This is a genomic window from Brevundimonas sp. LjRoot202, assembly GCF_964253355.1.
Lineage (GTDB): Bacteria > Pseudomonadota > Alphaproteobacteria > Caulobacterales > Caulobacteraceae > Brevundimonas.
Window position 1 is genome coordinate 268,913 of record NZ_CAXUQW020000003.1, and the last position, 24,768, is coordinate 293,680.

24 protein-coding genes are annotated in these 24,768 nt (G+C 71.0%); 14 read left to right on the forward strand and 10 right to left on the reverse strand.

The window, feature by feature from the left end; genetic code table 11:
* The first annotated feature begins 34 nt into the window (after positions 1–34).
* The 3 genes from ACSQ1L_RS09190 to ACSQ1L_RS09200 are packed head-to-tail and all read left to right on the forward strand — an operon-like array spanning position 35 to position 4,473.
* Entirely contained in the window at positions 35–2,074 is a 2,040-nt protein-coding gene (locus tag ACSQ1L_RS09190; protein ID WP_435994169.1) for an AsmA family protein, read from the forward strand.
* A gap of 59 nt (positions 2,075–2,133) precedes the next feature.
* Complete coding sequence (locus ACSQ1L_RS09195) at positions 2,134–2,991, forward strand: alpha/beta hydrolase (RefSeq protein WP_435994171.1); 858 nt, start codon at positions 2,134–2,136, stop codon at positions 2,989–2,991.
* Between the two features lie 36 nt (positions 2,992–3,027).
* Positions 3,028–4,473 carry an AMP nucleosidase gene (locus ACSQ1L_RS09200; RefSeq protein WP_435994172.1) on the forward strand — a complete coding sequence of 482 codons (1,446 nt, stop codon included), beginning with the start codon at positions 3,028–3,030 and terminating at the stop codon, positions 4,471–4,473.
* A 1-nt stretch (position 4,474) separates the two neighbouring features.
* Here ACSQ1L_RS09200 and ACSQ1L_RS09205 read toward each other — a convergent pair whose 3' ends face one another.
* The 5 genes from ACSQ1L_RS09205 to ACSQ1L_RS09225 form a co-directional block, all read right to left on the reverse strand.
* Positions 4,475–4,936 carry a phasin family protein gene (locus ACSQ1L_RS09205; protein WP_435994174.1) on the reverse strand — a complete coding sequence of 154 codons (462 nt, stop codon included), beginning with the start codon at positions 4,934–4,936 and terminating at the stop codon, positions 4,475–4,477.
* 26 nt (positions 4,937–4,962) lie between these two features.
* On the reverse strand, positions 4,963–5,712 hold the full coding sequence (locus tag ACSQ1L_RS09210) for a creatininase family protein (RefSeq protein ID WP_435994176.1): 750 nt from the start codon (positions 5,710–5,712) through the stop codon (positions 4,963–4,965).
* A 68-nt stretch (positions 5,713–5,780) separates the two neighbouring features.
* Entirely contained in the window at positions 5,781–6,374 is a 594-nt protein-coding gene (locus tag ACSQ1L_RS09215) for a TetR/AcrR family transcriptional regulator (protein WP_435994178.1), read from the reverse strand.
* Positions 6,374–7,966, reverse strand: coding sequence for a DHA2 family efflux MFS transporter permease subunit (locus ACSQ1L_RS09220; RefSeq protein WP_435994180.1), 1,593 nt, complete (start codon positions 7,964–7,966; stop codon positions 6,374–6,376). The genes ACSQ1L_RS09215 and ACSQ1L_RS09220 overlap by 1 nt, the downstream gene beginning before the upstream one ends.
* Positions 7,966–9,072 (reverse strand): HlyD family secretion protein, encoded by a 1,107-nt coding sequence (locus ACSQ1L_RS09225; protein ID WP_435994182.1) that lies wholly within the window; start codon positions 9,070–9,072, stop codon positions 7,966–7,968. The genes ACSQ1L_RS09220 and ACSQ1L_RS09225 overlap by 1 nt, the downstream gene beginning before the upstream one ends.
* A 185-nt stretch (positions 9,073–9,257) precedes the next feature.
* On the opposite strand from ACSQ1L_RS09225, the gene nth reads away from it, so the two are divergent.
* Complete coding sequence (gene nth, locus ACSQ1L_RS09230; protein WP_435994184.1) at positions 9,258–10,010, forward strand: endonuclease III; 753 nt, start codon at positions 9,258–9,260, stop codon at positions 10,008–10,010.
* On the opposite strand, the gene ACSQ1L_RS09235 is transcribed toward nth, so the two are convergent.
* Positions 10,007–10,876 (reverse strand): ATP-grasp domain-containing protein, encoded by an 870-nt coding sequence (locus ACSQ1L_RS09235; protein WP_435994186.1) that lies wholly within the window; start codon positions 10,874–10,876, stop codon positions 10,007–10,009. The genes nth and ACSQ1L_RS09235 overlap by 4 nt on opposite strands.
* Positions 10,873–11,598: a DUF3108 domain-containing protein gene (locus ACSQ1L_RS09240; protein WP_435994187.1), complete on the reverse strand. Its 726-nt coding sequence runs from the start codon at positions 11,596–11,598 to the stop codon at positions 10,873–10,875. Before ACSQ1L_RS09240 ends, ACSQ1L_RS09235 begins: the two co-directional genes overlap by 4 nt.
* Positions 11,599–11,714: 116 nt before the next feature.
* On the opposite strand from ACSQ1L_RS09240, the gene ACSQ1L_RS09245 reads away from it, so the two are divergent.
* Positions 11,715–12,737: an adenosine kinase gene (locus tag ACSQ1L_RS09245; RefSeq protein ID WP_435994189.1), complete on the forward strand. Its 1,023-nt coding sequence runs from the start codon at positions 11,715–11,717 to the stop codon at positions 12,735–12,737.
* Between the two features lie 9 nt (positions 12,738–12,746).
* On the opposite strand, the gene ACSQ1L_RS09250 is transcribed toward ACSQ1L_RS09245, so the two are convergent.
* The 3 genes from ACSQ1L_RS09250 to ACSQ1L_RS09260 all read right to left on the reverse strand — a co-directional run bounded on the left by ACSQ1L_RS09250 (position 12,747) and on the right by ACSQ1L_RS09260 (position 14,239).
* On the reverse strand, positions 12,747–13,292 hold the full coding sequence (locus ACSQ1L_RS09250) for a Smr/MutS family protein (RefSeq protein ID WP_435994191.1): 546 nt from the start codon (positions 13,290–13,292) through the stop codon (positions 12,747–12,749).
* Entirely contained in the window at positions 13,289–13,549 is a 261-nt protein-coding gene (locus tag ACSQ1L_RS09255) for a helix-turn-helix domain-containing protein (RefSeq protein WP_435994193.1), read from the reverse strand. The genes ACSQ1L_RS09250 and ACSQ1L_RS09255 overlap by 4 nt, the downstream gene beginning before the upstream one ends.
* Before the next feature lie 147 nt (positions 13,550–13,696).
* Entirely contained in the window at positions 13,697–14,239 is a 543-nt protein-coding gene (locus tag ACSQ1L_RS09260) for a DUF2975 domain-containing protein (RefSeq protein WP_435994195.1), read from the reverse strand.
* Positions 14,240–14,720: 481 nt separating this feature from the next.
* Between ACSQ1L_RS09260 and rdgB the strand changes: the two genes are divergently transcribed.
* The 9 genes from rdgB (at position 14,721) to ACSQ1L_RS09305 (ending at position 24,762) form a co-directional block, all read left to right on the forward strand.
* Positions 14,721–15,323 carry an RdgB/HAM1 family non-canonical purine NTP pyrophosphatase gene (gene rdgB, locus ACSQ1L_RS09265; RefSeq protein ID WP_435994196.1) on the forward strand — a complete coding sequence of 201 codons (603 nt, stop codon included), beginning with the start codon at positions 14,721–14,723 and terminating at the stop codon, positions 15,321–15,323.
* Positions 15,316–16,479: a radical SAM family heme chaperone HemW gene (gene hemW, locus ACSQ1L_RS09270; protein ID WP_435994198.1), complete on the forward strand. Its 1,164-nt coding sequence runs from the start codon at positions 15,316–15,318 to the stop codon at positions 16,477–16,479. Before rdgB ends, hemW begins: the two co-directional genes overlap by 8 nt.
* A 67-nt stretch (positions 16,480–16,546) precedes the next feature.
* Positions 16,547–17,419, forward strand: a complete 873-nt coding sequence (gene rsmI / locus ACSQ1L_RS09275) for a 16S rRNA (cytidine(1402)-2'-O)-methyltransferase (protein ID WP_435994199.1) — start codon at positions 16,547–16,549, stop codon at positions 17,417–17,419.
* Complete coding sequence (locus tag ACSQ1L_RS09280; RefSeq protein ID WP_435994201.1) at positions 17,416–17,871, forward strand: YraN family protein; 456 nt, start codon at positions 17,416–17,418, stop codon at positions 17,869–17,871. The genes rsmI and ACSQ1L_RS09280 overlap by 4 nt, the downstream gene beginning before the upstream one ends.
* Positions 17,868–18,683: a SirB1 family protein gene (locus ACSQ1L_RS09285; protein WP_435994203.1), complete on the forward strand. Its 816-nt coding sequence runs from the start codon at positions 17,868–17,870 to the stop codon at positions 18,681–18,683. The genes ACSQ1L_RS09280 and ACSQ1L_RS09285 overlap by 4 nt, the downstream gene beginning before the upstream one ends.
* A 61-nt stretch (positions 18,684–18,744) precedes the next feature.
* Positions 18,745–19,698 carry a glutathione synthase gene (gene gshB, locus ACSQ1L_RS09290; protein WP_435994204.1) on the forward strand — a complete coding sequence of 318 codons (954 nt, stop codon included), beginning with the start codon at positions 18,745–18,747 and terminating at the stop codon, positions 19,696–19,698.
* 65 nt (positions 19,699–19,763) lie between these two features.
* Positions 19,764–21,350 (forward strand): YifB family Mg chelatase-like AAA ATPase, encoded by a 1,587-nt coding sequence (locus ACSQ1L_RS09295; RefSeq protein ID WP_435994205.1) that lies wholly within the window; start codon positions 19,764–19,766, stop codon positions 21,348–21,350.
* Positions 21,351–21,434: 84 nt separating this feature from the next.
* Entirely contained in the window at positions 21,435–22,982 is a 1,548-nt protein-coding gene (locus tag ACSQ1L_RS09300) for a response regulator (protein ID WP_435994207.1), read from the forward strand.
* Between the two features lie 34 nt (positions 22,983–23,016).
* Positions 23,017–24,762 (forward strand): AmpG family muropeptide MFS transporter, encoded by a 1,746-nt coding sequence (locus ACSQ1L_RS09305; RefSeq protein ID WP_435994208.1) that lies wholly within the window; start codon positions 23,017–23,019, stop codon positions 24,760–24,762.
* Positions 24,763–24,768: the final 6 nt, after the last annotated feature.

The following is a 24,768-nucleotide window of genomic DNA, read 5'->3' on the forward strand; positions in this document are numbered from 1 at the left end:
CTCATGCGTTGTCTCCGCTCGACGGAGTTCGCGCTTGCCCAACCCTCTGAAGGACAATCCGAACTGGCTGGTCGTGCGGGACCGCGCCCTTGTTCCCGCCGGCGCGAGGATGCGCGGCTGGCGCGACTGGGTGGTCGCCAACGATCCCGTCTACGCCGCCGCGCGGCGGCCGGGACCGCCGGAGAAGATCGCCGCCGGCGTCACCCTGGTCCTGGTCGGCGCCATCGTGCTGTTCCTGATCCTGTTCGACTGGAATATGCTCCGCGGCCCGATCGGCCGCTGGGCCTCGGCGCGGTATGACCGGGAAATCCAGCTCAACGGCGATCTCGACGTCAATCTGTTCAGCTGGACGCCGTCCGCCCAGGTGCGGAACCTGCGCATCGGCGGGCCGGACTGGGCGCGCGAGCGCGACACGCTGCAGGTCGAGGACCTGCGCCTCGCGGTGCGGCTGCGGGCCCTGCTGGGCGGACGGCTGGAGATGCCGCTGGTGGCCGTCACCCGTCCCCGCGCGGTGCTGATCTCGACCGGGGACGGCCGCAAGAGCTGGCATCTCAATCCGGACCGGCCGGACACCGGCGAGGGGCTGAAGCTGCCGCCGATCAACCGGCTGCTGATCCAGGACGGCCGCGTCACCCTCGACGAGCAGAGGCGAAAGCTCCGGCTGGAGGCGACCTTCGACGCACGCGAGGGCTCCGACGGCCAGGCCGGCTTCCACCTCGATGGCCGCGGCACGATCAACGGCACGCCGCTGACGGTGGTGGTCCGCGGCGGGCCCTTCATCCAGATCCGCCGCGACCGGCCCTACGGCTTCCATGGCGAGATCACCGGCGCCGGCACGCGGATGGTCGCCGACGGCTCGATCACCCGGCCGTTCGACCTCGGCCATTTCAACGCGACGCTTCGCCTGCAGGGGCAGGACCTGTCGGACATCTATCTGCTGACCGGCATCACCACGCCGAACACGCCGCCCTACCGGCTGGCGGGCACGCTGACCCGCGACGACGCCAAATTCACCTTCGCCGACGTGGAGGGCCGGGTGGGCTCGTCCGATCTGGCGGGCGAGGTGGTGGTCAACAAGGTGGACGACCGCCGCCGTGTCGACGCCGACCTGCGCTCGCGGCTGCTCGACATCGACGACTTGATGGTGGTTCTCGGGGCCGAGCCGCGGGTCGTGTCCGGCGGCAATACGGTGGTGAGCTCGGGCGTGCCCGGCCGCCTGCTCCCCGACGCGCCGCTGAACGTCGACCGGCTGCGGGTCATGGACGGCACAGTCCGCTTCCGGGCGGCGCGGGTGAAGGGCAACAACCTCGACATCCGCCGGGTCGATCTCGGGGGCGATCTGAAGGGCGGCGTCCTGAACCTCGATCCGGTGGCCTTCACCTTCAGCCGCGGCGAGCTGCGTGGCACGGCGAAGATCAACGCCACGCGGGACCGGCCCTACAGCGCCATCGACTTCCGCCTGCGCGGCTACCCGCTGGAATCGATCATTCCCGCCCGCAACGGCCTCCCGACGGTCACCGGACGGGCGCTGGGGCGGGCCCAGCTGGAGGGACCGGGGGCGTCGGTGCACGACTTCGCCGCCTCCTCGAAGGGGACGATCAGCCTCGTTGTGCCGCAGGGCCGGATGCGGGCCGCCTTCGCCGAACTGCTGGGCATCAACCTCCTGGCCGGGCTGCTGAAGCTCGACGATGACTCGACCGCCGAGATCCGCTGCGCCGTGGCGGACTTCACCGTCAGCGGCGGCACGGCCACGGCGCGGACCTTCGTCATCGACACCACCCCGGTGCTGGCCCACGGCACCGGCACGATCGACCTCGACAGCGAGACCATGAATCTGCGCATCGACGGCGAGACCAAGGAGGCGCGGCTGGTGCGGCTGTGGGCCCCGATCCTGGTGCAGGGACCGCTGATGTCGCCCTCGGTCGACGTTGATCGCGGCGAGGTGGCGGCGCAGGTCGGGCTGGGCGCGGTCATCGGCGCGCTGGTCAATCCGTTCGCGGCGCTGGTGGCCTTCGTCGATCCGGGCCTCGCCGAGGACGCCAACTGCGGCGCGCTGATCTCTTCGGCGAGGTGATTGAGCCAAGGGCGCGCTTCGTGCGTATCTTGGCGGTCGTTCGCCGGATTCGAGACTCCATGACCCGAAGAGGATTTCTGGTTCCCGCCGCCGCGGCGCTGGCCGCGGCCTGTTCGCCGCTCGCCGCCCTGAACGCCGTCGGCCCGCGCGACAGAGGCGTGCGGCGACTGGCGAGCGGCCTCCGCTATGGCGACGATCCGCGCCAGCGCATGGACATACTGGCTCCGACCGGCGCGCCGGACCGGTCCTGGCCGATGCTGGTGTTCTTCTATGGCGGGGGCTGGGACTCCGGTTCGCGGGCCCACTACGGCTGGGCGGCGCACGCCCTGGCGGCGCGGGGATTCGTCGTGGCCGTGCCGGACTACCGGCTGGTCCCGACGGTTCTCTTCCCCGGATTCATCGAGGATGCGGCGGCGGCGACGGCCCGCGCGGGCGAACTGGCGCGCCGCTATGGCGGCGACCCCGCCCGGCTCGGCGTCATCGGCCACTCGGCGGGGGCCCATCTGGCGATGATGATCGCGCTCGACCGGCGCTACATGGCCGCCGCCGGGGCGCCCGAGCTGATCCGGGCGGCCGCGGGGCTGGCCGGGCCGTACGACTTCCTGCCGCTCGACGTTCCGGCCTCGATCAACGCCTTCGGGCGGGCCGCCGACCTGACCCTGACCCAGCCCGTCACCTTCGTCCGGGCCGACGCCCCGCCGCTGTGGCTGGGCCATGGAACGCAGGACGAGGTGGTGCATGCCGAGGACAGCACGATCCTGTGCCAACGGATGACGGCGGCCGGCGGGCGCTGCGAGGCGAAACTGTATCCGGGCCTGAACCACGCCGACCTGATCGCGACCTTCTCGCCGCTGTTCCGCAAGAAGGCGCCGGTGCTGGACGACGTGACCGCTTTCCTGCGGCGCGAGCTGACCTGATCTCGCCTTTGTCACAGTCCTCCGGTAAGGGAGGTCATGACAGAAACGATGACAGCACAGGCGGCTCTGGACCGCCTTCAAACCCTCTACGATCAATCGGTGACCAACCTCCGCGAGGCGGTGCGGACCTTCCTGGCCACCGGCGAGCGGCCGGACCCCGAGGCCCGCGCCCGCGGCCTGTTCTCCTATCCCGAACTCCGGGTCAGCTGGTTCGGCGAACGGCCGGCGAATCTGGCCACCCGCGCCTACGCCCGGATCTCGCGGCCGGGCGTCTATTCGACCACCATCACCCGGCCCGAGCTGTTCCGTCCCTATCTGACCGAGCAGCTGGCCCTGCTCGAGGCCGACTATGGCGCCACCTTCGACGTCGGTCCGTCGGATCAGGAGATCCCCTTCCCCTATGTGATGGACGGTTCGGACGTGGCGCTGGACCGCAGCCAGACCGCCGCCGTTGCCCGCCACTTCCCCACCACCGACCTGGCCCATATCGGCGACGAGGTCTCCGACGGCCTGTTCGACCCCAGCCGCGAATTCCCGCTGGCCCAGTTCGACGGCCTGCGCACCGACTTCTCGCTGGCCCGGCTGCGCCACTACACCGGCACCCCGGTCGAGGACGTGCAGTCCTACATCCTGTTCACCAACTACAACCGCTACGTCGACGAGTTCGTGCGCTGGGCCTGCGCCCAGCTGGCCGACCCGGACAGTCCCTATGAGACGCTGTCCTGCGCCGGCGGGGTGGTGATCACCCGCGACACCCCGAACCCCGAGCAGGCGGTGATGGACGCGGCCTGGAAGAAGCACCAGATGCCGGCCTACCACCTGACCGCGCCGGGCTGGAACGGCATCACCCTGGTCAACATCGGCGTCGGCCCGTCCAACGCCAAGACCATCTGCGACCACCTGGCCGTGACCCGTCCCCACGCCTGGATGATGATCGGCCACTGCGGCGGCCTGCGCGACAGCCAGATCATCGGCGACTATGTGCTGGCCCACGCCTATCTGCGCGACGACCACGTGCTGGACGCCGTGCTGCCGCCGGACATCCCGATCCCGTCGATCGCCGAGGTGCAGCGGGCGCTGTACGACGCCGCCAAGCTGGTCTCCGGCGCGCCCGGCGAAGAGGTCAAGCGGCGGCTGCGCACCGGCACGGTGGTGACCACCGACGACCGCAATTGGGAGCTGCGCTATTCCAAGTCGGCCCAGCGCTTCAACCAGAGCCGGGCCGTGGCCATCGACATGGAGAGCGCCACCATCGCCGCCCAGGGCTATCGCTTCCGCGTGCCCTACGGGACCCTGCTGTGCGTCTCGGACCGGCCGCTGCACGGCGAGATCAAGCTGCCGGGCCAGGCCAACCGCTTCTACGAGGGCTCGATCTCGGAACACCTGCAGATCGGCATCCAGGCCGTGGATCTGTTGCGCGCCGAGGGCTCACGCCTGCACTCGCGCAAGCTCCGCGCCTTCGACGAGCCGCCGTTCCGGTAATCTACCGCTTCAGCCGCTTCGCATTGGCCACGGCGGCGGCGTGGATCGGGGCCAAGGCGTCGGCCTGGAGCTTCAGCATGGTGGCGCCGAAGGCCCAGCTGTTGTTGACCGCGCGGCCCATTGCGGCCGTGACCCAGCTGCCCTGGGCCAGCGCGGCCTCGGCGGGATTGCGGGCGGTCAGGACCGCGTTCAGCGCGCCCTGCGCCGCGGCGGTCTCGCGCGCGGCGGCGGCGGCGGTTGTGGCCGCCATGCTCATCGCGCCGTTCAGGCCCGCGGCGGCCGAGGCGGTCAGGGCCTCGACCTTCTCGGACCCCATCAGGCTCATCTCGCGCAGGTCGGCCTTAAGCGGATCGCGCAGGGCGTCGGCGACGATCTCCAGCCGCCGGGCGATGACGTCGCCGGACGCCTGCAGCAGTTCCTGCCCGGCGTGGGCGGTGCGGGCGGCTTGATCGATGGGGCTCATGCCCCGACCGTGCGCCGCGCCGCGCCCTACGGCAACACCTCGTTGGTGAAGTCGGCGACGTCCTTGAGCAGGGCGGGGACCGCCGCGTCTATGATCTCGCGGCCCTTCCCGGGGCTGGCCTGGGCCGGGTCGGAGCCGATGCGGCCGTCGGGGAAGCGGGCGCGGTAGTCGAGGGCGTCGCGGATCGGCCCGACCGGGGCGATCTTCGGCTCGTACGACGCCGTCTTTATGTGGTCCGGATAGGCCGCCTGGGTCACGGCGATCTCGGACGGGGTGGCGTGCATGCCGTGGCCGGTCGGGAACATCCGGTTGCACAGCGAGGTCACGCCCGGCAGATCCCACCAGTTGCGCAGCTTCAGCACGAACGGGGCGCGCTCCTCGAGGAAGCTCCACTCCGCGTAGATCTCGGCGAAGGTCGCCTCGATGGTGGCGACGTTGCCGCCGTGGCCGTTGAGGAAATAGATGCGTTCGAAGCCGTGCCGGCTGAGCGAGTTCACCCAGTCGGTAATGGCGGCCATGAAGGTCGACGGGCGCAGGCTGATCGTGCCGGCGAAGGCCAGGTGGTGCTGGGCCATGCCGATGTTGAAGGTCGGGGCGACGACCAGCTGTCCGTCCTGCTGCTCCGCCGCGTGGGCGATGATCTCGGGGCACAGCCAGTCGGTGCCCAGCAGGCCGGTCGGCCCGTGCTGCTCGTTGGAGCCGATGGGCACGACGACCGTTTTCACGGTCTTCAGCCGCGCGTCGATTTCGGGCCAGGACGACAGGTGAATCAGCATGGGGAACTCCGGGACAGACGACGGGGGTCTAGGCCGATTGGCGTTCGGAACCAACCATGGGCCGGCCCTCAGCGGGCGAACGCCCTGAGGAATCGCCGCGCGGTTTCGGCCGCGCGGGCGTCGCGATCGATCGGCGGATGCGGCACGCCCAGCACGCCGCGCAGATGGCCGTGGCCCAGCGCCATGCCGGAGAACATCTCGGCCGCCGCATCGGGATCGGGAACCGACAGTCTTCCGGCCCGGTCCTGTTCGGCCAGCCAGGCCGACAGCCGCCGCAGACTCTCGCCCGGGCCCGCCGCATAGATGGCGCGCGCCACCTCCGGCGCGTGCGGCGACATCAGGGCCACGCCGCGCATCGAGGCCTTGCCGTCGTCGCTGCAGATCTTGTCCAGCAACAGGCCGGCGAGACTGGTCAGCACCGTCTCCGGATCGCCGCCGTCGCGCAGGGGCGCGCTGATGGCGTCCGAGCGGCGGCTCGCCAGCGCCTGACCGATCTCAAGCTTCGAGGGAAAGCGGTTGTAGAGCGTCTGTCGCGACACCCCGGCGCGGCGGGCGATGGCTTCCATGGAGACGCCGCCGCCCTGTTCGGAGAACAGGGTCCGCGCGGCCTCGAGAATGGCCTCGGTCTTGGTCTCGTCGACCTGTCCGCGAAGACGAGCCATCAGTGCGCCTCCACCGGCGGGGTGTCCGGGCTGGCCTTCACCGGCCGGGCCATCAGGGTGACGAAGGCGGCGAAGGCGCAGCCGATGGCCAGCATGGCGAAGGCGTCCCCGAACGCCAGCGTCGTCGCCTGCAGGTTCAGCATCCCGTACACGGCCTTCATCGCCGCGCCGGCGGGGTCCAGCGACCCCGCGAACCGCTCCTGCAGCGCGCTCAGCAGGCCCTGCATGCCGGCGTTCGTGTTGGTGATGTTCTGGGTCAGCTCGCTCATGTGCAGGGCGGTGTTGGTGGTCAGGGAGGTGTTCAGGATCGCCAGACCAAAGGCGCCGCCCACGTTGCGGGACAGGTTCACCAGGCCGGAGGCGTTCTTCACCATGTGCGGCGGCAGGGTCGACATGGTCACCTGCTGCGAGGCGATCATGGCCACCATGACCCCGACGCCGCGCAGGGCCTGCACCCCCGCGAACTCCCAGAAGGCCCATTCCGTCGTCACCGCATGGGCGTCCCACATGGCCCAGGCGCACATCATGAAGCCGCTGAACATCAGGATGCGCGGATCGACGACCCGGACCAGCCGGCCGGCGAAGGGGGCGGTGGCGAACATGGCCAGGCCCGAGACGACCATGGTGGTGCCGACCTCGGCCGCCGAATAGCCGCGCACGCGCCCGAGAAACAGCGGCAGCAGGAAGGTCCCGCCGAACAGGGCGGCGCCGACCGTGAAGGTCATCACCACCCCGACCATGAAGTTGCGGTTGGCGAAGGCGCGCAGCTCGACGATCGGATTGCGATAGCTCAGCGCCCGCCACACGAAGGCTGGGCCGGTGAGGGCGACGACGACGGCCAGCAACAGGATGTGATCGTCGGCGAACCAGTCGTTCTTCGAGCCCTCCTCGAGCACGAACTGCATGCTCATCAGGAAGGTGGCCATCAGGCCAAGACCCCACCAGTCGAAACCCCTGGCCAGGGATGGATCGCCCTTGTCGAAATGGGCGTAGCGGCCGACCAGGAACAGCACCAGCAGGCCCGGGGGCACATTGATGAAGAACAGCCAGCGCCAGCTGAGTTGCTCGGTCAGATGGCCGCCCAGCGTGGGCCCGACGGTCGGCGCCAGGGTGACGATCAGGCCCATGATGACGCTGGCGGTGACCCGGTGCTTCGGCGGAAAGGCGGTGAAGGCGACGGCGAAGACGGTCGGGATCATCGCCCCGCCGACGAAGCCCTGGACGGCGCGGAACAGGATCATCTGCTCGACCGAGCCGGACAGGCCGACGGCCACGCTCATCAACATGAAGCCGGCGCAGGAGGCGAGGAAGACCTTCCGCGTCCCCCACAGCCGCGACAGATACCCCGACAGGGGGATCATCACGACTTCGGGGATCAGATAGGCGGTCTGGATCCAGCTGATCTCGTCGGCGGAGGCGCCGACCCCGGCCTGGATCTGGGGCAGGGACGAGGCCACGATCTGGATGTCGAGGATGGCCATGAACTGGCCGATCACCATGCCGGCGAAGCCGAGCAGCAGGATCGCCCAGTTGACCTGCGGCTCTTCGGCCGTCGGTTCGCCGACGCCGACGGGCGGGGCGGCGGCGGTCATCAGGACACCGGCGAGCCGACGGCGGCGGTCTGCACCGGGGCGACGGCGGCCTCGGCGAAGCTCAGCGTGCCCTCGCTTTTCAGGTCGACCTTGACCTCGACCGACAGGCCGGGGCGCAGGGCCGCGCCCTCGCGCCGGTCGACGCGGATGCGGACCGGGACCCGCTGGGTGATCTTGGTGAAATTGCCGGTGGCGTTCTCGACGGGAATGAGGGCGAACTCCGAGCCGGTGGCCGGGGCGAAGCTGTCGATATGGCCGGTCAGGGGCCGGTCCTTGAAGGCGTCGGCCTCGATCTCGACGGTCTGGCCGATGCGCAGACGGCCCAGCTGGGTCTCCTTGAAATTGGCGACCACATAGGTGTCGCCCAGCGGCACGATCGACAGGATGGTCCCGCCGGGCCGCACATACTGGCCGACGCGCGCGCCGCGCGCTCCGACCACGCCCGAGACGGGCGCGCGGATGACGGTGCGCTCCAGCGCGAGGCGGGCCTTGTCGACGGCGGCGCGGGCCTGCTCGACCGAGGCGACCGACTGGGTGCGGGTCGAGCCCAGCACCCCGGCGGTGCGCTGCTCGGCGACGAGGGCGGCCTGGGCCTCGGCGACCGAGGCCTGGGCGGTGCGGACCCCGGCCCGTTCGGTCTCGATGCGCTGCTGCGACACCCAGCCCTGTTCGGCCAGGGCGCCGTAACGGGCGACCTGCTGGCGAGCCAAGTCGGCCTGGGCCTGGGCCTGCGTGACGGCGGCGGCGCGGCTGGCGATCATGGCCTCCTCCTGGGCCGCGCGGGCGTCGACGTTCTGGACGCCGGCCTGCAATGCGGCCAGCTCGGCCTCGGCCCGGGCCAGCTCAGCCCGGGCGTCCCCGTCGTCGAGCCGGATCAGCACCTGGCCGGCCTCAACCCTCTGGTTGTCGGCGACCAGCACCTCGACGACATAGCCGTCGATCTGCGGGCTGACCTCGGTGGTGTCGGCCTGGACGAAGGCGTTGTCGGTGGCCTCCCAGCGTTGCTTGCCCTGCCACCACACGCCGCCGCCGACGATCAGGGCTACGCCGGCGAGGGCGGCGATGATCAGGGGCAGGCGTTTCCTGAGGACGGGATTCAGGGCCATTTCGGTCTCGATGAAGGACGTTCGGGAGGCAGTGGCGCATAAAATGGACAACACTGTCCAAATATCAACTCCCAATATGTTGCGTCGCAACACATACTGTTTCGGCCCGTCACCGGCCCGGCCCGGCGCAGTGCGGTCCGGCCGCGCGGTCTTGACCCGCGCCCGGCTCCCGGCGACGACGGGGCATGAAACCGCCCCGGGCCCCGGTAAAGGGCCGCCAAAAGTCACCCGCGCCGAAACGCCCCGCCGTGATGACCGGGGCCATGGTCCCCGTGCTCGGCTGGCCCCCGGACGAGGACCGGGTCGAGGCCGTTTTCGAGCGGCTGTCGCGGGTCATGCCCGATCCGAAGACCGAGCTGAACTTCTCCAGCCCCTTCACCCTGCTGGTCGCCGTGGCCCTGTCGGCCCAGGCCACCGACGTCTCGGTCAACAAGGCCACCGACAGGCTGTTCAAGGTCGCCGACACGCCGGAGAAGATGCTGGCGCTGGGGGAGGCCGGACTGACCCCGTACATCGCCTCGATCGGCCTCTATCGCGGCAAGGCGCGCAACGTCATCGCCCTCAGCCGCATCCTGCTGGAGCAGCACGGTGGCGAGGTTCCCCTCAATCGCGTCGCCCTTCAGGCCCTGCCCGGGGTCGGCCGCAAGACCGCCAGCGTGGTGCTCAACGAACTGGGTATCGAGGCCGCCATCGCGGTCGACACCCACGTGTTCCGCGTCTCGCACCGCCTCGGCCTCGCCAACGCCGGCACGCCCGACAAGGTCGAGGCCCAACTGTTCCGCGTCGTGCCCGAGGACTGGCTGCCCAAGGCCCACCACTGGCTGATCCTGCACGGCCGCTACACCTGCACGGCGCGCAGGCCGAAATGCAGCGGCTGCGTGATCAGCGACCTGTGCCCGTCGCGGGCGGGGTTGCAGGCGCTGGGCGAGGCCGCCTAGAGCCGCGCCTTCACCGCCTCCGCGAACCGCTTCCCGCCTTCCGGCGCCGAGCCCAGGTAGAAGTCCGGCTCGATCAGCTCGGCCTCCATCAGCAGCCACCCGCCGTCCGGGCCCCGGGCCATGTCGATGCGGGCGTAGAGCAGGTCCTCGTCGATGGCGGCGAGGGTCTGCTCCGCCAGCGCCAGCGCCCCCGCCGGCGGCTCGGCCAGCGCCACATACTGGCCGCCGAACTGCACCTGGATGCGGAACTCGCCGGCGACCGGCCGCTTGTTGACCACGTGGCTGAGCCGGCCCCCGAAGAACAGCAGCGAGGTCTCGCCTTCCGTCTCGATCGACGGCAGATAGGGCTGGATCATCGCCGGCCCCTCCGGAGCGTCGGCCAGCCGTTCGCCGCGCGACAGCCGCAGCGTCTTCCACGCCCCGCCCGAGACGCGCGGCTTGACGATGATCACCTCGGACCCGAAGCGGTCGAAGGCGGCGTCGACGTCGGCCTGGGTCACGCCCTCGACCCACACCGTCTCCGGAATGGCCACGCCCTTGTCCGCCAGCCGGCCGAGGTAGGCCTTGTCGGAGTTCCAGGCGATCACCCCGGCCGGGTTCAGCATCCGCACCCCCGCCGCCTGCCAGGTCGCGCAGGCCCGCATCCAGCGCTCATGGTCGCGGTGATAGCCCCAGACGATCAGCGGCAGGACCAGCGGATAGCCGGTCAGGCCCGCGGCGTCCTCGACGTGCTCCGTCCACGGCGTCGGCCCGGCGGTGACGCCGACCCCGGCCAGCGCTTCGGAAAGCCGCTCCAGCACGCCGGGCCACTGGCCGGCGTAGGAGGCGTCGGCGGGATCGGGGGTCAGGACGGCGACCCGGCTCATTGCGCCGACTCCAGCGCCGAGCAGTCGCCGCCCGGCGTCTGCGAAAACCCGGCGACGGTGTAGGACAGCTCCCGCGGCGCCGTCTTGCTGATCAGATAGGTGACCGGCTGTTCCTCGCCGGGGGCGGTCTCCAGCCCGGGCGTGACCGCCAGCGCCCAGGCCTCGACGGGCCCGGCCTCGGTCTCGACGGTGCGCGAGCCGGTCACCCGCACCGAGAACTCGCCGAAGCCCTTGTCGTACTGCCACCAGGGCAGGGTGAAGCGCGCGCCCTCGGCCAGCGGCAGGGCGGCGAAGGTCGGGCCGAACAGATTGCCCTCCCAGACCGGCCCGTCCAGCGGCACGTCGATGGCCTGAACCGCCCCGTCCTCGATCCGCTCGCCGGTGATGCGGTCATCGGCGTAGCTGACGCGGACATGGACCTCGCCCTTGCGGCGGTTGATCAGCGAAAGGGGGCGCAGGGTCGCGGCGTCGAGCACGAACTCGTCACGCATGTCGAAGGCGCCGCCGTTCATCGACTGGTGCGCCACGATCTCGAGCACGGGCCGCCCGTCGCGCACCGTCCGTTCCACGGTCTGCCAGGTCACCCCGGCGGGCCGGCTGACCCCGTCGCGGCTTATGTTGAAGGTGTAGCAGGTCCGGCTCTCGGCCAGACGCGTCCCGTCGGGAACGACGGCCGGGTCCTGGGCGGGACCGGCGGCGAGGGCGATCAGAAGGCTCAGCATGGGCGGCTCCGGCTCAAGGGCTGTCCATTTGCGCGCGCCGGGCGTGGCGCTCAAGTGAAGCTTCGGCAAGGTGGCGGCTCTGGCCTTCGCCGCCGCCGCCCGCTATGGCCGCGCCCATGACCCAAGCCCCCGCCTATGACGTCTGCGCCGTCGGCAACGCCATCGTCGACGTGCTCGCCCCCTGCGAGCCCGCCTTCCTGGAGGCCCAGGGCCTCACCGCCGGCTCAATGCAGCTGGTCGATGCGGACCGCAGCGCGGCCCTCTACGCCGCCATGGCCGCGGGGGTCGAGGCCTCGGGCGGCTCGGCCGGCAACACCGTCGCCGGGGTCGGCTCGTTCGGCGGCCGCGCGGCCTATATCGGCAAGGTGGCGGACGACACCCTGGGCGGCGTCTTCACCCACGACATCCGCGCCGCCGGCGTCCACTTCGAGACGCCGCCGCTGACCAACGGCGCCGCGGCCGGCCTGGCCACCGGCGTGTGCATGATCAACGTCACCCCCGACGGCCAGCGCACCATGTGCACCTTCCTCGGCGCGGCCAACCAGCTGGAGATCGCCGATATCGACGCCGGGGTGATCGGGTCGTCGGCCATCGTCTATCTGGAAGGCTATCTGTTCGACCCGGCTCCGGCCCGGGCCGCCTTCGAGGCCGCCGCCGCCGCCGCCCACGCCGCCGGGCGCAAGGTCGCCATCACCCTGTCCGACAGTTTCGTGGTGCATCGCTGGCGGGCCGAGCTGCTGGCCTTCATCGAGGCCTCGGCCGACATCGTCCTGGCCAATGAGGCCGAGCTGCACGCCCTGTTCGAGACCGAGGACTTCGACCACGCCGCCGCCCACCTGGGCCGCATCGTCGACATCGCCGCCGTCACGCGCGGGCCGAAGGGCTCGGTGGTGTTCGGCAAGGGCGGCGCCGAACGGGTCGAGGTCGCCGCCTGCCCGGTCGACAAGGTGGTCGACACCACCGGCGCCGGCGACCAGTACGCCGCCGGCCTGCTGCTCGGCCTCGCCCGCGGCCTGTCGCTCGAGGAGGCCGGCAAGCTCGGCTCGCTCGCCGCCGCCGAGGTCATCACCCACTGGGGTCCGCGGCCGATGGTGTCGCTGGAACAGCTGGCGACGGACGCGGGGCTGAGGCTCGCCTGATCGGCCCCGCTACCCTCGCCGGATCGTCACATACAGCGCCCCGTCGCCGCCGTGCTTTCGAGCGGCGGGAGCGAACCCTGACACCACGCCCCGCAGCGCCGGGCTCTGCAGCCACTCGTGCACCGAGGCGCGGATGACGCCGGTCCCGCCGCGCCGCCCTTGGCCGGTCACCACCAGCACCGAACGATAGCCGCGCGCCTGCGCCCCGATCAGGAAGGCGGTCAGGGCGTCCTGGGCCTGGAAGCGGCCGAAGCCGTGCAGGTCGATCTTCGCCTCGATCGGATCGCGCTCACGCGACAGACGGCGCTGGCGGCGGGGTTCGAGTTCCTCGGGCAGGCCGCGTGGGCGGGCCGGTCCCGGAGGCGGAGCCGTCCACGCCGGGGCGACGCCGCGCGGCCGGGACGGCTTCGTCGGCAGCGGGGCGGGCGGAGGATCGACGACGGCGGCGCCCGGAATGATGCGGGCGGCCTTCTTCGGCCTCGATGGCGTCACCGAGCCCGCCACCCGCGCCCAGATCCGGCGGTCGTCGGGGCTCAGGTCGTCGCGGCGGCTCATGTCGTGCCGGGCGCGTTCCCGTCCGGGTCCTCGTCCGAGCCGGCGTCCTGTGGGCCGGGCGTCTGGATCAGCAGGTCGCCGGGCTGGCAGTTCAGTTCGCGGCACAGGGCGTCCAGGGTGGTGAACCGGATGGCGCGCGCCTTGCCCGTCTTGAGGATCGACAGATTGGCCAGGGTCACGCCGACGCGGTCAGCCAGCTCGGTCAGCGACATGCGCCGTTCGAGGAGAATGCGATCGAGTTGGACGCGGATAGCCATGGGACTTTCTCTAGCTAACGGTGCGCGCCGGGTCGACCCGAAGGGCGGGGCGAAGCGCGGAAAGGTGGGGCGTTTCGATCGCCCGGCCACTCACGCCTCCGGCGCGCGTCGGGTCGAGAAGGCGGAGCCTTCTGATCGCGCGCCCGCTCATATGGTCAGCTCGGATTCGTGGCGCAGACGCGCGCCCTCGCGGAAGACCTCGGCGATCACCACGATGATGACGACCGCGAAGGACGGGGTGATCAGATCGAACAGGCTGGGGGTCTCCATGGCCCCGCGCACGAAACGGGCGACCAGGAACTGGCCGGCCCAGACGCCGAGGGTGACCGCGGCGAAGGCGGCGCCGATCTGGTGCAGCCGGCGGACGTTGAGCGGATGGAAGGGGTCGCCCACCCGCAGCGTCGCGACGATATGGATCAGCAGGCGGAAGATCAGGGCGGAAATGGACAGATAGGCGAAGGCGGCCGTGGCGACGAGCAGCACATAGGCCCAGGGCAGGGGGATCACGATGGCGTCCTCGCCGGCCCCGGCGGTCACGACGGGCGTGCCGAAAACCTTCAGCGCCACGACGGAGGCGGGGATGAGGACGGCGCCCACGGTCAGGACCCAGAAGGCGACGGTGCAGGCCGTGCCCGCGACGCTGGAGATCGAGACCAGGCTCAGGCGGGGCAGGGAAGGGGTGCGAATCATCCCGAGCGATGTCGTCTTCGGGAATCGCATGCGGGCCTCGTTCAGGCCGGAAGTCCAGGCGCGATCGCCGCGCGGGGTCCGGCGAACCCACGCGCGGTCTTATACATCGCGGTTGTCATGCAGATCGTCAAAGCTCCGGTGAGCAGAAGCAGGATCACAGGGCCTGGACGAGCGTGGCGACCAGCGCGGTCGGCAGGGCTGCGAGCAGGAAGGCGTTCAGGACGCCGTGGCCGACCTTTTCGAGGAAGTAGGAAGCGTTCATGGTGTTCATCGTCGTGTCTTTCGATCCTGAGTGAGGGATGTTTTCACCCCTCTTTCGTTGTGCCGCTGCATCGATCTTGCCGTTATGGCCCGTATCGGGGAACGTTGCGGCGTCCGTCCTTGGGTCAATAGATAGGACGTGCAGGGCCGGAAGTCATGTTACATATCGTTTAACGATATTAAACTTTGGCAATGGATCGTTACAGGGCGCGTGATCGGTATGAAGCTTCGACTTATCAAGGGGATGCGGCTGGTCGCGGCGACCCATAATCCCGGCAAGGTGCCCGAGATCGAGGCCCTGCTCGGCGGACATTACGAGGTGGTCACCGCCGGAGCGCTGAACCTGCCCGAACCCGACGAAACGGAGTCGAGCTTCGCCGGCAACGCCCTGCTCAAGGCCCGCCATGCGGCGGACCGGTCGGGCGAGGTGGCGCTGGCCGACGACTCGGGCCTGTCGGTCGCGGCGCTGGACGGGGCGCCGGGCATCTTCTCGGCCCGCTGGGCCGGGCCGGACAAGGATTTCGCCCTGGCCATGCGCAAGGTCGAGGAGCGGCTGGAGGAGATCGGCTCGGATGACCGGCGGGCCTGGTTCACCTCGGCGCTGGCGGTGGCCTGGCCCGACGGCCCCGCCGTGGTGGTCGAGGGCCGCGTCGAGGGCCGGCTGACCTTCCCGCCGCGCGGCGACCGCGGCTTCGGCTACGATCCGATCTTCATCCCCGATGGTTACGACCAGACCTTCGGCGAACTGGATCCGGCGCTGAAGGATTCGATCAGCCACCGGGCCCGGGCGTTCGGGAAGCTCAAGGCGGCGCTGATTGACTGATCCGGTCCCCGATCCCGGCTCCGACGTCGCCCTCTACGTCCACTGGCCGTACTGCGCCCGCATCTGCCCCTATTGCGACTTCAACGTCGTGCGCGACCGGGGCAAGGCCGCCGAACAGACGGCGCTGGTCGAAGCCATCCTTGCCGACATGGAGGCGCAGGCCGTCCTGACCGGTCCGCGCCGGCTGGCCTCGATCTTCTTCGGCGGCGGCACCCCCTCGCTGATGGACCCGGACGCGGTCGCGGCGGTGATCGCGCGGGCGGAAACCCTGTTCCCGCCGCGCCGACCCATCGAGATCACCCTCGAGGCCAACCCGACCGACGCCGAGGCCGACCGGTTCGCGGCGCTGGCCGCCGCCGGGGTCAACCGGCTGTCGATGGGGGTGCAGGCGCTGGACGACGCCGCCCTGGCGTTCCTCGGCCGCAACCATTCAGCCGACGAAGCACGGCGGGCCGTGGCGGTGGCAGGCCGGGCCTTCGACCGGCTGTCGATCGACCTGATCTACGCCCGCCCCGGCCAGACGGTGGAGGGCTGGACCGCCGAACTGACGGAGGCGCTTGACCTCGGCTTCGAGCACGTCTCGCCCTACCAGCTGACCATCGAGCCGACGACCGCCTTCGGCCGGGCGGTGGCGCGCGGGGCTTGGACGCCCCCCGACGAGGATGCGGCAGCCGCTCTTTACGAGACCACCCAGTCGGTGCTCGAGGGCGCGGGCTTCGAGGCCTATGAGGTCTCCAACCACGCCCGCGGGGTCGCGGCCCGGTCAGCGCACAATCTCCACGTCTGGCGCGGCGGCGACTACATCGGTGTCGGCCCGGGCGCGCACGGGCGGCTGACGCTGGAGGGGGTGCGGACCGCGACCGTCGCCCGGCGCGGGATCGGGGAATACCTCGCCGGCGTCGAGGCCGGGACGCCATGGATCGAACGCCAGCCCCAGACCCCGGTCGAGGCCGCCGAGGAGCAGGTCCTGCTGGGTCTGCGCACCGTCGAGGGCGTCCCGCTGGCCGTGTTCGCCGCCCTCGGCCTCACGCCCGCCTCAGCCCCGCTCGCCGACCTCCTCGCCGACGGCTTTCTCGCCCCCGTCGCCGGCCGCCTCGCCGCCACCCCCCGCGGCCGCCCCGTGCTGGACGCGGTTCTGAAGGCCCTGCTGGCTTGAACCGCCGCCCCGGTCGGGAGCGTCGCCGCCCTTGAGTGCGCCTCCCCCGACTGGCACGGTCCCGCCGATGCCCGATCCCTCCGTCTTCCCGCCGACCGCCCCGCCGCCGCGCCCCGTCGCGTCCGGCCTGTATCTGGTGGCGACGCCGATCGGGAACCTGCGCGACATGACGCTTCGGGCGCTCGATGTCCTCGCCGCCGCGGACCTGGTGTTGGCCGAGGACACCCGCGTCACCGGCAAGCTGCTGGCGGCCTACGGGCTGAAGGCGAAGCTGGAGCGCTGCGACGACCACGCCTCGGCCCGCGCCGCCGAGCTGGCCATCGAACGGCTGCGCGAGGGGGCGGTGGTGGCGCTGGTCTCCGATGCCGGCACCCCCTTGGTCAGCGACCCGGGCTTCGTCGTCGCCCGCGCCGTGATCGCCGAAGGCCTGCCGGTGCATCCCATCCCCGGCGCTTCGAGCCTGCTGGCGGCCCTGTGCATCGCGGGCCAGCCGGCCGACCGGGTGCTGTTCGCCGGCTTCCTGCCGCCGAAGTCGGGCGCGCGGCGCACGGCTCTGGAAGAGTTGCGCACCGGCCGCCAGACGCTGGTCTTCTTCGAGAGCGGCCCGCGCCTCGCCGACAGCCTGGCCGACATGGCCGCGGTGCTGGGGCCGCGCCCGGCCGCCGTGGCCCGCGAGCTGACCAAGCTCTACGAGGAATGCATCCGCGGCGCCCTGCCCGAACTGGCCGTCGACCCGCGCTGCCAGTCGCCGAAGGGCGAGATCGTCGTCGTGGTCGGCCCGGGCGAGGCCGAGACCGCGTCGGAGGCCGATGCGGATACCGCTCTGAGGGAGGCCCTGAGCCGGCTGCCGCCCGGCGAGGCGGCGGCGGAGGTGTCGAAGGCGCTCAACCTGCCGCGCAAGCCGCTCTACAAGCGGGCGCTGGAGCTGCAGGGCCGGTGACCCGCGCCGCGCCCCCGGCCCGCCTGCCCCCGGCGCGCCTCAAGGCGCCGAGGGTCGTCGTGCCCAAGCGCGGCTGGCGGGTTGCACTCGGAGCCGCCTCGCATCGGCTGGGCCATCGCTCGGAGTGGCTGGCCGCGGCCCTGCTGATGTGCCGGGGCTATCAGGTGCTCGGCTTCCGGCTCAAGACCCGGGCCGGCGAGATCGATATCCTGGCCCGGCGCGGGCGCACCCTGGCGGTGGTCGAGGTCAAGCGCCGCGCCAACCTGGAACTGGCCCTCGCCGCCCTGTCCGCGAAACAGTATGATCGGCTGCTGGCCGCGGGCCGCGCGGTGTTGCGTCAAAGACCCAGCTTGGCCGGACATCTGCTCAGAATCGATATTGTGGCGCTGGCTCCGCGCCGGCTTCCGCGCCATCGTCGTGGCGTGGAGCCGTTCGGCAGGGGGCGGGCGTGACGCGTGACGAGGCGGAAATTGTCCTGACCGAAGCGGGTCAGGCCGGAGACGAGGCTTTCCCGCTGCTGGAGGCGGCCATCGCCTGCGCCGTCCACGACTATCCGTTCCGCGATCCCGAACCCGTGCGGACGCTGGCCCGAAACGCGGCTGAGCGACTGGCCGAGCGGATCGCCGGCGAGAGCCCCGACGAGGCCCTGGCCGAGACCATGGCCTCCGACCTGCGGCTGAACGGCGACCTGTTGAACTACGACCATCCCGGCAACACCGATGTGATCGACGTCGCCGAGCGCCGGCGCGGCCTGTCGGCGACGCTGGCGATCTTCTACCTCGACGCGGCCCGACGGGCGGGTGTGAAGGCGCAGGGCGTCGACTTCCCGGGACATTTCCTGCTGCGGGTCGAGACCCCGGACGGGCCCGTGGCGCTGGACCCGTTCAGCCAGGGACGGCTGGTGCTGCCGTCGGAACTGACCCGCCGGGCGCTGCGGGCCGGGCTGACCCCCCACGTCGCCGACCGCCTCGACGTGTTGATGGCCCCGGTCAGCGACCGTCAGGCCCTGCTGCGCCTGCAGAATGTGCTGTTCAGCCGCGCCCTTCGCGCCGAGGACTTCGAGGGCGCCGAACGCTCGGCCCTGCGCCGGGCCCTGCTCGATCCCGAGGATCATCGCCCGTGGCTCGACGTCGCCGCCGCCCGCGAGAAACAGGGCGCCCTGGCCGGGGCGCTGGAGGCGCTGTCGCGGGCCCGGTCGCTCGACGACCCGACCGAGGCCCACCGCCGGATGTCGGTCGACCGGGTCAGGCTTCAGCTGAACTAGGGTTGCGCCGGCCTCCCCGGCTGCCCATTAGCCAAGCTGACGTCGCTTGGAAGGACAGGGCATGTTGAGAGTCGCGATCCAGATGGACCCCATCGAGGCGGTCAACATCGACTCCGACACCACCTTCCTGCAGGCCATGGAGGCCCAGAACCGCGGTTACCCGGTCTGGGTCTACGACTTCCGGACCCTGGCGCTGGAGGATGGACGGCTGTTCTGCCGCGCCCGCCCGGTGACGCTGCGGGCCACGGCCGGGGATCACGTCAGCTTCGGCGACGAGGTCCGGCTCGACCTGGCCGACGATGTCGACGTCATCCTGATGCGCCAGGACCCGCCGTTCGACATGGCCTACGTCACCGCCACCTATCTGCTCGAGACGGTGCATCCGAAGACGCTGGTGGTGAACGATCCGGCCGAGGTGCGCTCGGCGCCGGAGAAGCTGCTGGTCACCCGCTTCCCCGGCCTGCAGCCGCCGACCCTGATCAGTTCCGATCCCGTCGCCCTGATGGACTTCCACCGCCGCCACGGAGACGTGGTGCTGAAGCCGCTGCACGGCGCCGGCGGCTCGGGCGTGGTGCGGCTCAAGGCCGACGATCCCAACCTGGAGGCCCTGATCGAGATTCACGCGGTCGGCTCGCGCGATCCGCTGGTGATCCAGAAATTCATCCCGGCGGTGTCGAAGGGCGACAAGCGCATCCTGCTGGTCGACGGCGAGCCGGTCGGGGCGATCAACCGCATTCCGGCCGAGGGCGCCGTGCGGTCGAACCTGCACATGGGCGGCACGGCGGCGGCGGTCGAGCTGACCGCCCGCGACCGCGAGATCTGCGCCGCCATCGGCCCGACCCTGCGGGAGCGCGGCCTGATTTTCGTCGGCATCGACGTGATTGGCGACTATCTGACCGAGATCAACGTCACCTCGCCCACAGGCGCCCAGCAGCTGAAGCGCTTCACCGGCGTCGATGCGGCGGCGCTGATGTGGGACGTGATCGAAAGGAAGCGGGCGGCGCAGGGGTTCTGACAACGCCGCTCTTGCCAAAGTTGTTTGTTCGTGGTTCGTTCTCTCGCGGATAGCGGGAGAGGCCGATGGTGGCCAGCGTCGTCACGGTGGCGTTCGAGGGCGTGGACGCCCGGCGCGTCGACGTGCAGGTCCAGCAGCTGTCGGCAGCCGAGCCGTCCTTCGTCATTGTCGGTCTCGCCGACAAGGCGGTGGCCGAGAGCCGCGAGCGGGTGCGCGGCGCCTTCGCCGGCATCGGCCTGGCCATGCCGCCGAAACGGATCATCGCCAACCTCGCCCCCGCCGACCTGCCCAAGGAGGGCAGTCATTTCGACCTGCCCATCGCCTTGGCCCTGCTGGCCTCCATGGGCGTCATCCCCGCCGACGCGCTGGCGGGCTGGGCGGCGGTCGGGGAGCTCGGCCTGGACGGACAGATCGCCCCGGTCGGCGGAACCCTGCCCGCCGCGGTGGCCGCCGACGCCATGGGGCTGGGCCTGATCTGCCCCGAGGCCAACGGGCCCGAGGCGGCCTGGGCCGGCGAGGTGGCGGTGCTGGCGCCGCGCTCGCTGATCGGTCTGGTCAACCACTTCAAGGGCGTGCAGGTGCTGCGCCGGCCCGAGCCGGGCGCCATGCGCTCGGGCGACCGCGTGCCCGATCTGCGCGAGGTCAAGGGACAGGAGAGCGCCAAGCGGGCGCTGGAGATCGCCGCGGCGGGCGGCCACAACCTGCTGTTCGTCGGTCCCCCGGGGTCGGGCAAGTCGATGATGGCGGCGCGGCTGCCCGGCCTGCTGCCGCCGCTCACGCCGAAGGAGCTGCTCGAGACCTCGATGATCTGGTCGGTGGCCGGGCTGATCGAGCGCGGCGCCCTGACCCGCGACCGGCCGTTCCGCGCGCCGCATCATTCGGCGTCGATGGCGGCGCTGACCGGCGGCGGTCTGCGGGCCAAGCCCGGCGAGGCCTCGCTCGCGCACAACGGCGTGCTCTTCCTCGACGAACTGCCCGAATACAGCGCCCAGGCCCTCGACTCGCTGCGCCAGCCGCTCGAGACCGGCGAGATCGTGGTCGCCCGGGCCAACGCCCATGTCCGCTATCCGGCCCGCTTCCAGCTGGTGGCGGCGATGAACCCGTGCCGCTGTGGTCTCGGCGGCGGCGGCAAGGGGGCGTGCGGCAAGGCCCCGCGCTGCCAGCGCGACTACCAGAACCGCATCTCCGGGCCGATGTTCGACCGCATCGACCTGACGGTGGAGACGCCGCCGGTCACCGCCGCCGACATGGCCCTGCCGCCGCCGGCCGAGGGTACGGCCGAGGCTTCCGCCCGCGTCCACGCCGCCCGGGCGCTGCAGGAGGCCCGGCTGCGCGCCGCCGGCGTCGACCCGGACACGGCCCGGGACCAGGCCGTCAACGCCCGCGCCTCGGGCGAGACGCTCGACCGCTTCGCCCGGCCTGATGAGGCGGGCCGGGCCCTGCTGATGCGGGCGGGGGAGGGCGGCGGCCTGACCGCGCGCGGCTGGACGCGGACGCTGCGGCTGGCCCGCACCATCGCCGACCTCGACGGCTGCGACGGGGTGCTGCGCCGGCACGTGGCCGAGGCCCTGGTGCATCGCCGATCGACCGTCGGCGCCCAGGCCGATTTCGACCGCCGGACGGAGCATCAAGGCGGGGCGCCGGCCTACTGATCGCCAGACTTCCTTAACCGACCCGCTTGAACCAGCCTTAAGACATTGTCGGCGATGGTTACCGTCCGGGTTGGGGGATGGGCGATGACGCGCAAGACGAGGATGGTTCCGGAAACGATCAAGGCCGACGCTCCGGTCGCCGAGGGGGCCGAACAGCAGTTCCTGCGGCTGATGAGCCATGAGATGCGCACGCCGCTGAACGGCGTCATCGGCATGCTCGGCCTGTTGTCGCGCACCCGTCTCGACGGGGCCCAGCGCGCCTATCTGGACGCGGCCCGGTCGTCGGCCGAGCACCTGCTGGGCCTGGTCAACGACCTGCTCGACTACGCCCGCATCGAGGCGGCGCTGCTGGAGCTCGATTCCGCGCCGGTGGACCTCGAGGGTCTGGTTCGGGGCGTGGCCGAACTGCTCAGCCCGAAGGCCCACGACAAGGGGTTGGAGATCGCCTGGTCGGTGGCGCCCGAGGCGGTCGACGTCATGGCCGACGACGGCCGACTGCGCCAGGTGCTGTTCAACCTGGCCGGCAATGCGGTGAAATTCACCGAAAGCGGCGGCGTCCGCATCTCGGTCGAACGGTCCGGTGGCTCGATGAAGACGCCGCGTCTGGCCTTCATCGTCGACGACACCGGGCCCGGGGTCCCGGTCGAGGCCCGCGCCCGCATCTTCGAGGAATTCGGCCACGTCGACGCCTCGGACGCCAGCCGCTTCGGCGGCGCGGGCCTTGGCCTCGCGGTGGTCCGCAAGCTGGCCGCGGCGATGGGCGGAACGGTCGCCGTCGCCGACCGGCCCGACGGCCCGGGGGCGCGCTTCCGTTTCGAAGCGGCCTTCCCCGCCGTGAAGAATGCGCCGGAGCGGTCGTTGTCGCTGGTGGGCGAGACCGTCGCCGTGGCCAGCCCGGATCCTTTCGTGCGCGCGGCCGCCGCGGCCCAGATCGAGGCCTCGGGCGGCCGGGTCGCCGCCAAGGCCCCGGTCATGCTGATCGACCACGCCGGGCGTCCCGCTGGTTGCGGCCTCGCGCCCAGGCCTGCCGGCGACGCGCGCGCCATCGTGCTGCTGAAACCCTGCGAGCGGGACCTCATCGCCCGCTACCGCTCGGCCGGCTTCCACGGCTATCTGATCAAGCCGCTGCGGCGCGCCTCGCTGGCCGAGCGGGTGCTGGCCGCGTCCGGCGCGCGCCAGGCCATGCAGCCCGGACCGCCGCCGCCGCCGCCCGACGACGACCGCGTCGCCCTGACCCGCTTCTCGGGCATCCGGGTGCTGCTGGTCGAGGACAATCCGGTCGGGGCCCTGCTGGCCGCCACCCTGCTGAAGCGTGAGGGCTGCGCCGTGGAGACCGCCGCTAGCGGTTATGAGGCACTCGATGCGCTGAAGCGGGCCCGCTACGATCTGGTGTTCATGGACATGCGGATGCCCGGCATGGACGGCCCCAGCGCCGCCCGCGCCATCCGCGCCCGGGGGGACGAAACCCCGATCGTGGCCCTGACGGCGCACGCCTTCGCGGAGGACCGCCGCACCTGTCTCGAGGCGGGCATGGACGACCATCTGGTCAAGCCTCTGGAGCTCGACGCCCTGCGCGCCTCTCTGGCCCGCTGGACGAACCGCGCGGAGCGCGCCAAGGTCGCCGTCGCATAGGAGACGCCGGGGGGCGTCACACGAGGGACGCCTGATGACCGACGCCGACACGCCCGCAAAGCCCGCGCGCGGACTCGGAGGGCTGGCCGCCTATTTCGAACGCACCAGCTTCGTCATGCTGCTCCTCGGCTTTGCGGCCGGACTGCCCAATCTTCTCGTCTACGACACGCTGTCGGCCTGGCTGCGGGACGACGGCGTCTCGCTGGAGCTGATCGGGTTCTTCGCGCTGGCGACCCTGACCTACGCCTTGAAGTTCGTCTGGGCGCCGCTGTTGGACCGGACGAATATTCCGGTGCTGACCAAATGGTTGGGCCATCGCCGGTCGTGGATGCTGGCGACCCAGGCCGTGATCATTCTCGGCCTGTGGCTGATCTCCGGCTCCGATCCCCAGTCGAACCTCGGCCTGATCGCGCTGTTCGCCGTCATGGTCGGCTTCTTCGGGGCCAGCCAGGACATCGCCATCGACGCCTGGCGCATCGAAGCGGTGGATGACAGCCGTCAGGGCGTCATGGCCGCGGCCTACCAGCTGGGCTACCGCGTCGCCGTGATCGTGGCCGGCGCCGTGCCGCTGATCCTCGCCCAGTTGTTCAACTGGAACCTCTCCTACGCCGTCATGTCGGCCCTGATGGGGATCGGCGTTCTGGGCGTCTTGCTGGCCCCGCGTGAAAAAACCCACGTCGCCCGGGCGATCCCGGTCGGGCACCTGCCGTCGCGCCCCTTGGCCGAAAAGGTCGAATGGGTCGTTCGCATCCTGCTGATCTTCATCGCGGCCCTGATTATCGGCACAGGCCTGACCGACCGTCCGGATGCCCTGCTCTGGGCCTTCGGGGCCGTGATCGGCGAGGGCGGTCGGGACGTCGTGACTGCGTGGCTCGAGCAGGGCGACCTGGTCGGCGTTCTCATCCAGTTCGCCTTCGTCGGAGGCGGCTTCGCCCTGCTGACGGCCGCCTGCTGGCCGCTGCCCGGTATGGCGACCCGGCCGGGCGCTTATCTGGCGGGATCGTTCGGCGAACCGCTGATGGACTTTTTCAACCGGTTTGGCCGTCTGGCCGGCCCGATACTGGCGTTGATCTGCGTCTACCGGCTGGCCGATTTCGTGCTCAACATCATGAACCCCTTCTACATCGACCTTGGCTTCAGCCTGATCGAGATCGCCGAGGTGAGGAAGGTATTCGGCGTGGTGGCCCTGTCGGCGGGCGTCATAGTGGGCGGATGGTCCGTAGCGCGACTGGGCCTGATCCGCACGATGGTGATCGGCGCCTTCATGAGCCCGGTGTCCAACATCGTCTTCGCCTGGCTTGCCACGCAGGGTCACGATCTGAACGCCCTGTTCGTCTCGATCGGGATCGACAACGTGGCCACCGGCTACGCGGGCACCGCTCTGATCGCCTATATGTCGAGCCTGACGGCCATCGGCTTCACTGCGACCCAGTACGCGCTGTTCAGCTCGCTGTACGCCTTGCCCGGCAAGATCATCGCCTCCCAGTCCGGCAAGATCGTCGAGGCTTCGGCGCGCTGGGCGGACTCGGGCGGGCTGCCAGCCGCATTCAAGGGGCTGTTCGCGCGCATGCCGGAGGGTTCGCTGGTCGAGGGCGCGGCCAAGAGCGGCGTCTCCGTCGCAGGACTGGGAGCCGGCTATTTCACCTTCTTCATCTATTCGACCGTCATCGGCATCTTCGCCATCCTGCTCGCCTTCTATGTCGCCAGGCGGCAGCCGGCGGTGATGGCGGCGCAGAAGGCGCGAGAAGAAGAAGCCGCCGCCGAAGCCCAGCCTTCCTGACGAAGC